The sequence below is a fragment of the Ruegeria sp. AE3 genome (assembly GCF_056542225.1).
Genome location: NZ_JBQFZL010000008.1, coordinates 1 through 14,161, shown reverse-complemented (window position 1 = coordinate 14,161; position 14,161 = coordinate 1). Strand labels below are relative to the sequence as shown.

General features: G+C 54.8%; 12 protein-coding genes. 5 read left to right on the top strand and 7 right to left on the bottom strand.

Features of this window, described 5'->3' with window-relative positions; all coding sequences use genetic code 11:
- Positions 1–21: 21 nt before the first annotated feature.
- The 4 genes from ACR0NZ_RS14350 to ACR0NZ_RS14335 are packed head-to-tail and all read right to left on the bottom strand — an operon-like array spanning position 22 to position 4,016.
- Positions 22–348 (bottom strand): cytochrome o ubiquinol oxidase subunit IV, encoded by a 327-nt coding sequence (locus ACR0NZ_RS14350; protein ID WP_480519772.1) that lies wholly within the window; start codon positions 346–348, stop codon positions 22–24.
- The gene (locus ACR0NZ_RS14345) at positions 341–973 is read right to left on the bottom strand and encodes a cytochrome c oxidase subunit 3 (RefSeq protein ID WP_480519770.1); all 633 of its coding nucleotides are present in this window, start codon (positions 971–973) and stop codon (positions 341–343) included. Before ACR0NZ_RS14345 ends, ACR0NZ_RS14350 begins: the two co-directional genes overlap by 8 nt.
- Positions 970–3,060 (bottom strand): cbb3-type cytochrome c oxidase subunit I, encoded by a 2,091-nt coding sequence (locus tag ACR0NZ_RS14340; protein WP_480519768.1) that lies wholly within the window; start codon positions 3,058–3,060, stop codon positions 970–972. The genes ACR0NZ_RS14345 and ACR0NZ_RS14340 overlap by 4 nt, the downstream gene beginning before the upstream one ends.
- A complete protein-coding gene (locus ACR0NZ_RS14335; protein ID WP_480519766.1) occupies positions 3,057–4,016 on the bottom strand; it encodes a cytochrome ubiquinol oxidase subunit II family protein in 960 nt (319 codons plus the stop codon). Before ACR0NZ_RS14335 ends, ACR0NZ_RS14340 begins: the two co-directional genes overlap by 4 nt.
- A gap of 185 nt (positions 4,017–4,201) precedes the next feature.
- Here ACR0NZ_RS14335 and ACR0NZ_RS14330 point away from each other — a divergent pair, with 185 nt between their 5' ends.
- The 5 genes from ACR0NZ_RS14330 (at position 4,202) to ACR0NZ_RS14310 (ending at position 11,410) form a co-directional block, all read left to right on the top strand.
- Positions 4,202–5,437, top strand: a complete 1,236-nt coding sequence (locus tag ACR0NZ_RS14330) for a lytic murein transglycosylase (protein ID WP_480519764.1) — start codon at positions 4,202–4,204, stop codon at positions 5,435–5,437.
- Between the two features lie 643 nt (positions 5,438–6,080).
- Positions 6,081–6,974: a UTP--glucose-1-phosphate uridylyltransferase GalU gene (galU, locus tag ACR0NZ_RS14325; protein WP_480519762.1), complete on the top strand. Its 894-nt coding sequence runs from the start codon at positions 6,081–6,083 to the stop codon at positions 6,972–6,974.
- A gap of 71 nt (positions 6,975–7,045) precedes the next feature.
- Positions 7,046–8,485: a mannose-1-phosphate guanylyltransferase/mannose-6-phosphate isomerase gene (locus tag ACR0NZ_RS14320; RefSeq protein ID WP_480519760.1), complete on the top strand. Its 1,440-nt coding sequence runs from the start codon at positions 7,046–7,048 to the stop codon at positions 8,483–8,485.
- A gap of 168 nt (positions 8,486–8,653) precedes the next feature.
- On the top strand, positions 8,654–9,724 hold the full coding sequence (locus tag ACR0NZ_RS14315) for a DUF2793 domain-containing protein (RefSeq protein ID WP_480519758.1): 1,071 nt from the start codon (positions 8,654–8,656) through the stop codon (positions 9,722–9,724).
- Between the two features lie 381 nt (positions 9,725–10,105).
- Positions 10,106–11,410 carry a UDP-glucose dehydrogenase family protein gene (locus ACR0NZ_RS14310; protein WP_480519756.1) on the top strand — a complete coding sequence of 435 codons (1,305 nt, stop codon included), beginning with the start codon at positions 10,106–10,108 and terminating at the stop codon, positions 11,408–11,410.
- 42 nt (positions 11,411–11,452) lie between these two features.
- Here the strand turns inward: ACR0NZ_RS14310 and ACR0NZ_RS14305 are convergent, their stop codons facing one another.
- The 3 genes from ACR0NZ_RS14305 to ACR0NZ_RS14295 form a co-directional block, all read right to left on the bottom strand.
- On the bottom strand, positions 11,453–12,511 hold the full coding sequence (locus ACR0NZ_RS14305; protein ID WP_480519754.1) for a helix-turn-helix domain-containing protein: 1,059 nt from the start codon (positions 12,509–12,511) through the stop codon (positions 11,453–11,455).
- Between the two features lie 64 nt (positions 12,512–12,575).
- Positions 12,576–13,313 (bottom strand): anti-sigma factor, encoded by a 738-nt coding sequence (locus tag ACR0NZ_RS14300; RefSeq protein ID WP_480519752.1) that lies wholly within the window; start codon positions 13,311–13,313, stop codon positions 12,576–12,578.
- The gene (locus tag ACR0NZ_RS14295; RefSeq protein WP_480519750.1) at positions 13,310–13,834 is read right to left on the bottom strand and encodes an RNA polymerase sigma factor; all 525 of its coding nucleotides are present in this window, start codon (positions 13,832–13,834) and stop codon (positions 13,310–13,312) included. Before ACR0NZ_RS14295 ends, ACR0NZ_RS14300 begins: the two co-directional genes overlap by 4 nt.
- Between the last annotated feature and the right edge of the window lie 327 nt (positions 13,835–14,161).

Sequence of the window (14,161 nt, the reverse complement as noted above, 5' to 3'; positions counted from 1 at the left end):
CCTGCTTGTTTCAAGTACGCACTACATCAAGTGCATGTGCATTCGGGTGGCCAGACTGCCCAGAACCCAGATGGTGCCAAGGATCATGATCATCAGAACCAGTGTCGAAAACAGCACCAGGTGCAGATCTTCGCGGCTGCTGCGCCGACGGTCGATATGCAGGAAGTAGACAAGCTGCAACACAAGCTGTGCCAATCCAAGCAACCCGATGGTCAGGTAAACACCAACCGTTTCAATCCCATAAACCTGCGCCACGCCAAACATCGCCAAGGTCAGCAAAAGTGAGCCACCATACCCGATCACATAGCGCCGACGCTCGCGACGATGCATTTCAGAGCGCCTATCCATAGGTCAGACCTCCGAAATACACGATGGTAATGATCCCAATCCAGATCAGATCGAGAAAATGCCAGAACAACGCCAGTCGCACCACGCGCGAGATAACCACATCCGTCATACCCTTGACGCGCAGCTGGATACCCAAAACGATCAGCCAAAGGCATCCAGTCGCAACGTGCAGACCATGCAGTGGGACCAACCCGAAAAAAGCCGACAGAAAACCGCTGCGCTGCGGAATGCCGCCTTTATCCGCCATGGCCATGAAGTCACGCACTTCCAGCACCAGAAAACCAAGCCCCAGCACAAGGGTGACGCCAAACCATAAGACAATGCGACCGCGCGGCAGATTGTACTTCAACGCCAGCATGGCAAGACCCACTGTCAGGCTGCTGGTCAGCAGCATCAGGGTCTGCGCAAAGACACTTTTCAGATCAAACAACTCGTGCGGGCCGGGGCCACCTGCCTGCGCATCGATCATCGTTATGTAAATCGCAAACATCAGGCCAAAATAGACCAGATCACTCATCAAGAAGATCCAGAACCCAAAGGTGACAACCTCGGTTGCCTTGTGGGCACTGGCGTGATGTTCCCCAAGATTGATACCGGGATAGCTGTGAGTGGGCGCGCGCCTCATGTCGCCACCTCCAGATCCGGGCGGGCAAGGCCGCGGTTTTCCGGAGAAGTTTCATAATCGCGATCAACCGCCGCTTCGCTGTGGACCAATGCCAGCCAGGCTTCGTGGTCCCTTCGCACCTCTTCCGCGGGGATGGTGAGTTCTGTACTGTCGTCGAATGTCCAGATGATCACCACAAGGATCATCAAAACCGTCATTAACGCCGCAAGCCACCAGATCCACCAGACCAGCGCAAACATCCATATGCCACTGAGAACGCACAGAACAAAGCCAATTCCCGTGTTTCGGGGCAGTTCGATATCTTCATAAGCGTCTGGTGTTGGATAGGCCGTTCCTTTTGCCTTCTGTGCAGTGAATTCATCCCGATCCGTAACCTTGGGGATGATCGCAAAGTTATAAGCAGGAGGCGGTGAAGGGATAGACCATTCCAATGTGCGACCATCCCAGGGATCCCCAACCGGAACACGGGTTTGGTCGCGGTCACGAATGCTGACCCATAGCTGGATCAGGACCGAGAACAATCCACAGGTAATAACAATCGCTCCGATGATGGCCACGATCATGAAAGGGTGGAAAGACGGATCGCTATAGCTGAAAGATCGGCGCGGCATGCCCAACAGCCCGACGAAGTAGAGAGGCATGAATGTCAGCAAAAACCCCCCGGTCCAGCAATAAACAGAAACCCGGCCCCAGAATTCGTTCAGTCGGAATCCAAAGGCCTTGGGGAACCAGTAATTGTATGCCGCCAACAATCCGAACAACACGCCAGGCAATAACGCGTTGTGGAAATGAGCTACCAAAAACAGCGTATTGTGAACCTGGTAGTCTACGGTTGGATTTGCCAGGATCACGCCGCTCAGCCCGCCGATGGCAAACAGCATCAAAAATGACAACCCATAAAGCATCGGCACCGAGAACCGAATGCGTCCCCGCCACAACGTCGCCATCCAGTCATAGACTTTCACGCCGGTTGGGATGGCAATCAGCATGGTCGCGATACCAAACACCGCGTTGATCAGCGCGCTTTGACCCATGGTGAAAAAGTGGTGCAGCCAGACTGTGAACGACAACACGGCGATCGACATGGTCGCGATGACAAGCGAGTTGTAGCCATAAAGCCGTTTGGCCGAGAAGGTCGCAAACACCTCGGAATAGATGCCATAAGCAGGCAAAACCAGCAGGTAAACCTCGGGGTGGCCGAACAGCCAAAACAGATTGGCATAGTTCATCATGTTGCCACCGAGGTCGTTTGTGAAAAAGTGGAAATCAAGATAGCGATCAGCGGCAAGCATCAGCGCGGCGACACTCAAAGGCGGCATAGCAAAGACGATCAAGATCGAACTGCAAATGATTGTCCAGCAATACATCGGCAGCCGCATGAACGTCATGCCCGGCGCGCGCAACTTGTAGATCGTTACAGCAAAATTGATACCGGTCAGTGAGGTGCCAATGCCCGAAACAACGATTGCCCAGATCCAGTAATCCGGTCCAACACCGGGATTGAACGCCGCGCCGGTATACGGTGGATAGGCTGTCCAGCCGCCGGTCGAAAACTCTCCAATCACCAGCGACACCATCAGCATCATGCCTGACGAAACCGTAAGGCCCAGACTAATCTGGTTTAGTCGCGGGAATGCCACATCGCGCGCGCCGATCATCAGCGGGACAATGTAATTCGCAACACCAAAGACAAAGGGAACGGCAACAAAGAAGACCATGATTGTGCCGTGAGTGCTGAAAAGCTCGGCAAAATGTTCGGCTTCGAGGAAACCGTCGCCGGGCCCGGAAGCCTGCTGCGCGCGCATGACAACGCCTTCAAGCACACCGCGTGCCAGCATCACGATGGCAAAGACGATATACATGACACCGATCTTCTTGTGATCGACGCTGGTCAGCCAATCGCGCCACAGGGGTGTCCACAGACGAAACCAGCTCAGCAATCCTACGACAACAACAACGCCAATAATCACAACAGCTGCGGCTGTATTGGCCACGATCTCATTAGTATTTGGGTTCTGGATCAACCCGGCAATCGGAAAAGCGTCCCAACTCAGACGCCCGAAGAAACCTGTCTCGGTCGGCGTCATTTTTGCGCCTCCTGCCCAAATGATGCAGTTCCAGGCTGTAGCTCGATCGGTAAAGGCTGACCGCTGTGGTAGCGGCTCAGGATACTCCGGAACAGGTCGTCTTCTATTGAGAAGTAGAGCGCATCATCCGGCATCCGAGATGTTCCCAAAGCGGCCTGTACTTCATCCCTGTCAGTCCGCATGGCCAGTTTCCGATACGTTTCCTTGTCTAGTTGAATGCTGTTGTTACGCACTTCTTCGACCCAAGTGGCGAAATCCTCACCACTCATTGCGATGGTGCGGAACTTCTGCTTGGTAAAGCCCCGTCCGTTGTACTGAGTGTTTTCACCTTGCATAACTTCCGGCGCATCCGCGACAAGATGTAACTGGGTGGTCATGCCCGGCATCGCATAAATTTGCCCAGCCAGCGCGGGTATCATAAAAGACTGCATTACGGTATCGGTCGTCAGCGTCAATGCAATTTGCCGCTTTGTCGGAATTCCAAACTCTCCCACTACGGCGATCCCGAGATCTGGGTACAGAAACAGCCATTTCCAATCCAGACCGACAACCTGAACCCGCAGCGCCGGATCCTCACCAAACGGTGCCGAATACGGGTCAAGCCGATGCGTCGCCTTCCAAAGATAAAAGGACAGCAGGGCCACGATTATTACAGGTAAGCCCCACATGACAAATTCCAGCTTGGCCGAGAAATCCCAATCCGGTGCGTAAGGCGCAATGCGGTTGCTTCGGCGGCGATACCGAAACGCTATTATCGGGACCAGCACCAATACCGGGATAACGGCCAGCAGGATCAATACGGTCGCGCGAAGCAAATGCGTCTTCTGAACTGCCGCTATTGGGCCTTGCGGGTCCATAAAGCTGTCGCTGGCCAAAGCTGGTTGCGCCGAAGCGATCAACAGGAACACAGCGGCAAGTCTGAGCAAGGATGGATTGGACGAAACGACTTGTGCCACAGCTGACTGTCCTCTCCTCATCTCGATCCCATCCAACTATCGGCAAGTGGGTGAAATTTCTCAAGAGTTTTCCGAACCACAAATTGCCATCCTCAGCTTTCTTTCAACTTTGGGTATAAACAGCGACGGGTCGCGCGGCATCTTCCCGTTGACTTGCAAGGCCAGTCGGGACAGAAAAATCGTCAATGCGTACTTTGCTTGTCACTCTAGGATTGATCCTTCTGTCCCAGACCGCACTGGCACAGGATCGTGCAGCAATTGAACTCCAGTTTCAGTCGTGGCTGTTGGAGACGATCTGGCCCAAGGCGCAGGCCAAAGGTGTTTCACGCAACACACTGCAACAGGCGTTTTCCGGTGTTACTCTGAACTGGGACCTGCCGGATCTGGTTCCGCCCGGACATAAACGCAAAACGCCCAAGGCGCAAAAACAAGCCGAATTTGGCTCGCCCAGCCGGTATTTCAATACGGGGTCAATTCAGGGTGCAACGTCTGTCGGGCGCAGGATGGCAAAGCAACACTCTGCGATTCTTGCCAAAGTCGAAAGCAATACTGGCGTTCCTGCTCGTATCATTCTGGCAATCTGGGGCAGAGAAAGCGGCTATGGGCAGGTGCCAATCCGCCATGATGCGTTCAGGGTTCTGTCGACCAAGGCATTCATGAGCACACGCGCGGAATACTTCACGGCCGAGCTTATCGCAGCTCTGCAAATCGCAGAAGCGGGGCCCCTGCCAGCCCGGCAAATGAAAAGCAGTTGGGCAGGCGCGTTAGGGCAACCCCAGTTCATGCCATCAAGCTATTTGGATTACGCCGCAGATGGCAACGGCGATGGACAGGTCGATATCTGGGGGTCATCCGATGATACAATCACTTCGATTGGCAACTACCTGAAAAAGCACGGCTGGATCGCCGGGCGTGACTGGGGTTTCGAAGTGTCTGTGCCGGCAACCGTTTCATGTACATTGGAAGGACCCGACCAGGGGCAGTCAATTCAGCAGTGGGAAGCGATGGGCATAAACCGGGTCTCTGGCAAACCTTTCCCAGCCCACGAGATGAAGGGGGTAGGTTACCTGATGATGCCAGCAGGACGATTTGGTCCTGCTTTTCTTGTCACTCCGAATTTTTACGTTCTGAAGGAATACAACAAAAGTGATCTGTATGCTTTGTTCGTCGGCCATGTCGGTGACAGAATCCAATTTGGAAGCGACGATTTTGCAGGGCGGTGGGGCAAGGTCGGCGGTTTGTACCGTTCTGACATCGCAAAGATGCAGGGCGCGCTGGAAAGCTTGGGGTACGATGTCGGAGGCGTTGACGGCTTGCCAGGTTTCAAAACCCGCCGATCAATAGGCAGATGGCAGGAAACGATGGGTGTTGCACCTACCTGCTTTCCTGAAGCCTCGATGACAACGAAACTGGCCCGATAAGGCACCAAGCATGCGTTGAACGGTCGCTCTCGACTTGCTTAAGCATCTTATCGCCGGTCGCAACAGACCGCATTTATCATCAATATTAATGATTTCGACCATATTGTTGCTCTTTCAAAAACGGACTTGATGCGTCAGATCATGTATTTCCAAGAAGCTCGGATGTTTGCCGACGGGTTACTTGTGCCCTTAAGACACGTTACTTGACGCAACTTGCGACTAAGTGAGCCGTGTTAATTCCAGTTAAGTAATCCCTTCCATCTGAGTTCTTTTTGACCGCGCAGTCCAAAACTACTTGTCATAACAAGGCGATATGCCCATCCAAAGAAAGGCACGCGGAACTCCGTTCGGGGGCTTTTCAAGGCAAGTGATGCTGCTCCAAAATATCAACTTTCCGTGATCGACAAATCGTCGCCAGATTTTTGGCACAGAGTTGTAAGGGAAGGGTCGCTGGGAACTGTCGTTCGGGCCTTGTATACAGGAAACAACGGAGTCGGCTTTTGACTCGTCTGGACCAAGGTGGCACGATTTGGTCAATAACAGCCGGCACACTGGGCATGATTGATTGACACGGTTTTGAAGACTAAGAGGACATTCCGGATGTTTTCTGTTTTACCGGCCAAGTTTTGATTTGAGAGGCACCATGACACGCAAAGTCACCAAAGCAGTTTTTCCAGTGGCGGGAATGGGAACCCGGTTTTTGCCGGCAACCAAGTCCGTTCCGAAAGAGATAATGACGTTGGTGGACCGCCCCCTGGTGCAATATGCAATCGATGAAGCCCGCGCCGCTGGGATCAAAGAGTTCATCTTTGTGACGTCTCGCGGGAAATCCGCGCTTGAAGATTACTTTGACCATAACCTCGTCCTCGAACAGGAACTAATGGCCAAAGGGAAAAACAAGCTTCTCGATATCCTGAACAAGACCAATATGGAAAGCGGCGCGATCGCCTATATCCGCCAACACAAAGCCTTGGGCCTGGGCCACGCCGTTTGGTGCGCGCGCCGCTTGATAGGCGATGAACCTTTTGCCGTTATGTTGCCTGACGATGTGATTGCTGCAGACAAACCATGTCTGCAACAAATGGTCGAAGCCTATGAGGAAACGGGCGGCAACATGGTGGCAACGATGGAGGTTCCGCCAGAAAAGACAAGTTCGTATGGCGTGCTTGATGTTGTCGACAGTATCGGCCCGGTCATTCCGGCCAAGAGCATGGTTGAAAAGCCTGAACCATCGAAAGCGCCATCCAATTTGGCCGTTATCGGGCGCTATATTCTTCGACCTTCCGTGTTGAACAACCTGAACGCAATGAAAACCGGAAGCGGCGGTGAAATCCAACTGACTGATGCAATCGCCGAAGATATCGCATCCGGCGTGCCCGTTTTTGGCTACAAGTTCGACGGGCAGCGTTTCGACTGCGGCTCAAAATCCGGTTTTCTGCAAGCAACCGTTTCCTTTGCCCTTGCCCGTGACGACCTGCGTGATGACCTGAGCCAGTATCTGAATGACATCGTTGCAACTGGAAAAGCGGCCCAGTAGCCAAGGGATCACTCATTCCACAAAAAGAACTGAAAAATATCGTTGGTCATCAGCAATTCAGGGGCACGCGTATGAACAGAACGGTCTATCCAGTCATCCTGTGTGGTGGTTCAGGAACGCGTTTGTGGCCCCTGTCGCGCAAAAGCTATCCCAAGCAATTCGTCCCACTTGTCGGCAAAACCAGTCTTTTACAAGATTGTGCCGACCGTATGCTTGGGCCCTCGCATGCGCCCTATGCCAAACCACTGGTTCTAACCAACGATGCCTTTCGGTTTATTGTCCCTGAACAGTTGACAGCTGTGGGGATCGCCCCCGGCCCGATCCTGATTGAGCCTGAAGGGCGCAACACGGCCCCTGCCGTACTGGCGGCTGCGTTGTACCTTGCCTTACATGATCCGGATGCCATCATGCTGGTTGCACCTTCAGATCATGTGCTTCCAAACAAGGCGGCTTTTCATCAGGCAGTCGACATAGGCGTGCGCGCAATTGCCGAACGAGGCGATCTGGTGACATTTGGCATCACGCCCACTCGGCCCGAAACCGGGTATGGCTACTTAAAGCTGAACGACGCCCCAGACGCGTCCGAGGGTGCAGTTCGCCTGGATCGGTTCGTGGAGAAACCGGATCTGGAAGCGGCGCAGGCGATGATGAAAGATGGCAGTTACCTGTGGAACTCCGGCATCTTCCTGTTTGCGGCACGTGACATCGTTGCCGCATATGAAAAGTACGCTAGCAACCTTGTTGCACCTGTCCAAAAGGCCGTCGACAGCGCCAAGACAGATTTGGGGTTCCTGAGATTGGATCCTTCAGCTTGGGCTGACGTCGATGACATATCGATCGACTATGCGGTCATGGAAAAAGCTCCCAACCTCAGCGTGGTTCCCTATTCCGCAGGTTGGTCTGATGTTGGCAGTTGGACGGCTGTTCAAGAATTGTCAGATCCTGATGAAAATGACATAGCGACACATGGGGAAGTAACCACAATCGACTGCCGCAACGTTCTGATACGATCAGAATCGCCAGCGCAGGAAGTGGTGGCAATGGGGCTTGAGAACGTTATCGCAGTTGCGATGCCAGATGCTGTGCTGGTTGCCAGCATGGAAAAAGCCCAGGATGTCAAGCAGGCTGTTGCTGCCTTAAAGGCAAAAGGGGCCAAACAGGCAGATACGCTTCCGGTCGATCACCGCCCCTGGGGCTGGTTTGAGAGCCTCGTGATCGGTGACAGATTTCAGGTCAAGCGAATCCATGTGCATCCTGGCGCAGCGCTCAGCCTGCAGTCCCATCACCACCGGTCCGAGCATTGGATTGTGGTAGAGGGCACCGCCAAGGTCACAATCGATGATCAGGAACGGTTGGTCAGTGAAAACCAGTCAGTTTATATCCCGCTGGGTGCTGTGCACCGGATGGAGAACCCTGGCAAGGTGCCCATGGTATTGATCGAAGTGCAGACCGGCACCTATTTAGGCGAAGATGACATCATTCGATATGAAGACATTTATGCCCGGGATTAAGCGGCGACATAGTTCTCCACAGGCCATACTCGGGTCGGCTTATCCCCGGAGATACTCGGGTTAACAGATCATTTCCTGTGCGGTCGGCCAGGTCAGACGAGATTGACGCGCCTTACGGCAGGGTGGCGCGCAACCGACTTTCGGACCGACAGCCACAGGAGGCCCCCCGTGTCACAGATCTCACCCAGACTGCACTTGCCTTTTCTGCAGCCTTCGCAGGCCCAAAAACACGTCACCCACAATGAAGCACTGCGACAGCTTGATCTGGTCGTTCAGCTTTCAGTGCAAACGACCAATGCCAGCACCCCGCCCGTAGTCCCCGAGCAGGGCGATATCTATGCTCTGGGCGCCACCCCCACCGGGGACTGGGCCGGGCATGCAAGAGAGCTTGCCGCATGGCTGGACAACGCCTGGCATTTCTTGACCCCGTATGCGGGCTGGCGTGCCTGGGACGAAGCCACTGGTGAACTGAAGTTCTGGAATGGGTCTGACTGGCTGCCCTTGCCCGTCAATACTCAGAACCTGGATGGTATCGGGGTGGCGACAAGTTCGGACGTTACGAATCGCTTGTCTGTCCGAAGCCCGGCCACGCTTCTGAGCCACGAGGGCGGCGGGCATCAGCTGAAGATCAACAAGGCGGGTGCCAGCGATACGGCATCGCTGGTGTTTCAGTCGAACTGGACCGGCCACGCTGAAATGGGGTTATCCGGAAGTACGGGGTTCTCAATTAAAGTGTCCCCTGACGGAGGTACCTGGACGGAAGCTCTGACTTTTGACCCTACGACCGGAACAGCGGCTGGTGCAGCTATTCAGGGTAATATGACGGATACCACTCCGGGTCGCCTGATGCGTGCCGACTACGGCTATGGGCCGGGCAACCTTCTGGGGGCGGTATCAGAAGTTGGCGGCACACCGACCGGTGCGGTCATAGAGCGCGGAAGTAATGCCAGTGGCGATTTCACGCGTTTTGCTGATGGAACCATGATTTGCACCGCCGTGTTGCTTCCTGTCGCATGTACGACCGCTGAAGGCGCATTATTCGCAAGCGCTGCAATGACGTGGGACTACCCAGCGCCATTCTCCTCTGCGCCAAGCGTTAGTGGCAGCGCTGGGGCTAATAATCGCTTCATCGGGTTTGATGTGCCCGGAAACACTCAAGTTACCTGCAAAGCCCTCTCCTCAACTTCGGATGCAGTCGCTTTTTCACCAAGTGTCATCGCCATAGGGCGCTGGTTCTGAGTACAGCTGCCGCCTGAACTGTGGTTCAGGCGGTTTTTTTGTGTAGTCGACCCATTTCTTTAGCGATCACCGATTTCATTGGACCCGCCACAGACGCCTTGCTCCGGTCGAAAAGCGAGCGACGCAACACCACACGCCTGGTGGCTGTTTATTACTGATCCATGCCCAGAATTGTATCTTCTCAGCTGACAATGGCCGTGATTCAACAGTTTCTGCGCTGCACGACGGACTTTAGAAACTCCTTTCCAGCACTTATTGCCTCAAAAACAACAAGAAAACGTGGGAACTCAACAGCCATACCTGTAAATCATTGAAACCGGCTCTGGATTCTTCGATTGTGCCCGCGCCGTTGATAGTAATTGGTAAAAAAGGATTTGGCAGATGCGCATTGCAATGATCGGCACAGGTTATGTGGGCCTTGTGTCCGGTGTGTGTTTCTCGGACTTCGGTCATGATGTGATTTGCGTTGATAAGGCTGAGCAGAAGATCGATATGCTCAAAGCCGGACAGGTGCCTATTTATGAACCGGGTCTGGACGTGCTGATGGCACGAAACGTCGCGGCTGGCCGTCTGAGCTTTACAACCGATCTTGCAGCCGCAGTGGACGGCGCGGATGCTATCTTTATTGCAGTTGGAACGCCAACCCGGCGTGGAGACGGCCATGCGGATCTGACCTATGTGATGGCAGCGGCGGAAGAAATCGCTCAGGCTGTCACCGGGTATACCGTTATCGTCACAAAATCGACTGTGCCCGTCGGAACAAACAGAAAAGTGCAGGAAACAGTCAAGGCCGCCAACCCCCAGGCCGAATTTGACGTGGCTTCGAACCCTGAATTTCTTCGCGAAGGCGCGGCAATCGACGATTTCATGCGCCCGGACCGCGTCGTGGTCGGCGTGGAAAACGACCGCGCTGCCGAAGTGATGGCAGAAATATATCGCCCTCTGTATCTGCGCGACTTCCCGATCCTGACCACCGATCTGGAAAGTGCCGAGATGATTAAATACGCCGCCAACGCGTTTTTGGCGACCAAGATCACCTTCATAAATGAAATCGCAGGACTGTGCGAAAAAGTTGGCGCGGATGTTAAAGAAGTTGCGCGCGGCATCGGCCTTGACGGGCGGATCGGCAACAAATTTCTGCATGCAGGACCCGGCTACGGTGGTTCATGTTTTCCAAAAGACACGGCCGCGTTGGCGCGGATCGGGCAGGACCACGCGCATCCAATGCAGATCACCGAGACCGTCATCCGCGTTAATGACGAAATCAAGAAGCGGATGATCGAGAAAATTCGTGACGCATGTGACGATCATTTCAACGGCAAGACCGTGGCAGTTCTGGGTGTTACGTTCAAACCCAACACAGACGATATGCGCGACGCACCATCACTGTCCATCGTCCCCGCCCTAATAGGCGGAGGCGCAAAGGTGCGTGTTGTTGACCCACAGGGAAAATCTGAAGGGGAGGCGCTCTTGCCGGGCGTCGAATGGTGCGACGATCCGTATATCGCCGCGCGGGGCGCGGATGTTGTTGTGCTGCTGACGGAATGGAATGAATTCCGCGCGCTGAACCTTTCCGAAATTGCGGCGTCAATGAAATCAGCCAGGATGGTTGACCTGCGCAACATCTACTCGAAAACTACGGCGCTGAAGTCAGGATTTGACACCTATGTCGGCGTTGGGCGCTGAAAGCGTGCTTCCCGCCGCACGCATCTTCAAGTGGTTGACGGATCATAGTGCGGCAGTCCAGACCCGGTAACGGCCTTGGCCGGTGACTTCACGCACCAGACCTCTCCGGGTGAACAGGTCAAAATTCCGCTGAACCGCCGCGCGCGAAGAAATGGTAAGTTCTTCCGCAAGCGGGGCCGAGACCATGGGCCACGCCGCCAGAGCATCAATCAGACGCGGGGGGGTGCGACCGCTCAAATCATGCGTTGCGTCGCGCGCCTTGCCCTCCCAGGCACTGATCCGGTCGAGGTGCAGCAAGGCCGCAAGAACGGCTTGCCCGGCGCCCTGTATCCAAGACCCTAACTTTTCCGTCGGCCCACCCGTTCCGCGCAACGCACCCGGACCAGACAGCGCCAGTGGCATGAACGTTGCGCCGCCGCGCCCCATCGAAGCCGCGTGCCGCGCTGCGATGATTGCCGCCTCGGTGTCGTGTCCGACGCCCTGCGATATAGCTCGCCAAGCATGAAACGCGATCGCCGATTGTGTTACTGGGTGCAACCTTTCAGCATTCTGCATGACTTCGGCCAGATCAACGATCGCTTCGGGCGTCGCACCAGAGCCCTGAGCCAGACGGTCGAGAAACGCTGTCAACCCGCTTTCCCACCCGCCTGTAGCCGGGCCTGCGCCTGAGCTCAGACGGCGCACGGCCCAACCTGCCCGAAACAGCGCCTGCACGTCATCGTGGGTCGCGCCGATCCTCAGACCCGTCCACAAAGCCAGGCGGTCTACGCTGACCCGATCCCCTGTCCACCACCCCAGATCGGACGTTTCCATAAGTGCCAAACGGTGCGTCCACCCCTCAGGCCCCGAACGCAGCCGCTCATCCAGAGCGCCAAAGGTCAGGGCAAGATCAGCAAGCTCTGCCGACAATTCTGATTGTGCCGAATGCCAATCGCGCGGATCGAACAACGGGCGCTGATCTGATCGGGGACCAGGCAGAAATAAATCTTCCTCCACGTCCTGGTCCGGGGGCAAAAACCAAGGGTCGTCCTCTTCTGCCGGATCGCCGTCATAGATACTGGCTGGGCCAAGATCATCGACCTCGTCTTCTGGAAGGGGCATGGTTTTCTTCGACGTCATACCCGGCATTCTTCGGGCATTTGCAACTGTTCACAAGGGTTTTCCATCAGCCCGAGAATGTACGGGCCAACACTTCCAGTTCGGCGCTTAAATCTGTATGCGGGGAACTGCCCAACAGCATATATCCATAACCGCCCTGCTCCCATTTTGCAGTTGCCAAACCGCTCAACACCGATTGTTGGACTTCGGTACTTGGGGCATTCGGTCCTTGGCGAATAACACAGAAGGCAAGTGGTTGACCCTGATCATCAGCAAAAACCACTTGGATCAAGGGCTTGCCTTTGAATGAAAGAACCTGCGCCCGCTTCAGCTCCAACCCTGGCAACGCTTCCAGTGTTTCCTGATTCAGTGATCGTCCCAGCTTGGCTTCGGCCATTGCAAATTGCTTGGCCAGCGACGCGTCCGAACTGTCCAGCGATGCAATCGTTTCCGGCACGTAAAGTGATTGATAGATCGCGGCCTGCTGGGCCCAGCTTAAATCTGCTGGCCGGGTGGCCCAGAATGTTACGGCGACGGCTGCAAACGCCGCGCTGGCAGCCACCGCAACAAGACGCAGAAACCCGTTAATGCCGGGCCGTGTCGTTTTTTCCGGCAGGTCCACCTTCGGCGCTTCAGCGGGCAGGTTCTCAAAAACGTCCCGAACAACTGGCGCAAACGGATCCAGCGCCATCAGACGATGTTCCAACGTAGCGTCATCTTCAACCGCAGCCTCAATAGCGCGGGTCTGAGCCTCGTCCAGGCTGCCTTCCAGATACGCTAGAAGCGTCTCGTCGGAAAACGTCATTTGCCACTCCGTCGCGCGGTGTCCGCTGCATCAATCTGCATCACGGTTTTAAGTTTCTGCCGGGCATTCGAAAGCCGGCTCATGATCGTGCCAATTGGAACCTCCAACAAGGCGGCGGCTTCGCGGTAACTGTACCCCTCAACGAAGACGAGCATAACCGTTTCGCGCTGTGCCTCTGGCAACTGCATCACTTGAGTAAACACTTCAGCCGCAAAAATATTCGTTTCTGTGTCTGGTCCCGTTGCAACCAGATCCGCTTCGGGGGTCACCGACAGCGCCTGCGCGTTCCGAACCGACCGCGAACGCAGCTCATTCAGCCAGATCGACCGGCAGATTGTCATCAACCAGCTGTCCAGACGGTTATGCGACGTCACCTGATGATGTCGTTCAAGCGCGCGCAAACATGTGGCCTGCAACAAATCGTCGGCTACATCCGAGGCACCCGATAATGCCAGCGCAAACCGCCAGACACGCTTCGAATGCGTCTGAACCGCATCGCGGACTGCTTGTTCAGAAGTCATCTCAGCTCTCATCGAATGATCGCGACCTGCTTGTGTTTCTCAATCGCGGATCAGACCCGCAAGGGCAGAATTGCCATATTTAGCAGTGAAATGAAACGAAACTCCTGCTCCAAGCAGTCACGTTTGCGTCTGTAATTGTTGCAGCGCCTGTTTCTGCAACCAACTGGGTGTTGGATACTGGCCATTTGCGGCAGTTGTATTGGTTTCAACCAAAGGCATGGTGTTCCAAAGCACATTAGCCGTTCGATTGCGGTTATGGATTGCTTGAGTATTTGGTATTGGTTGCGGGTTTGGTGGTTAGGTCTTATTTAGCGTGTTTGGATGTTG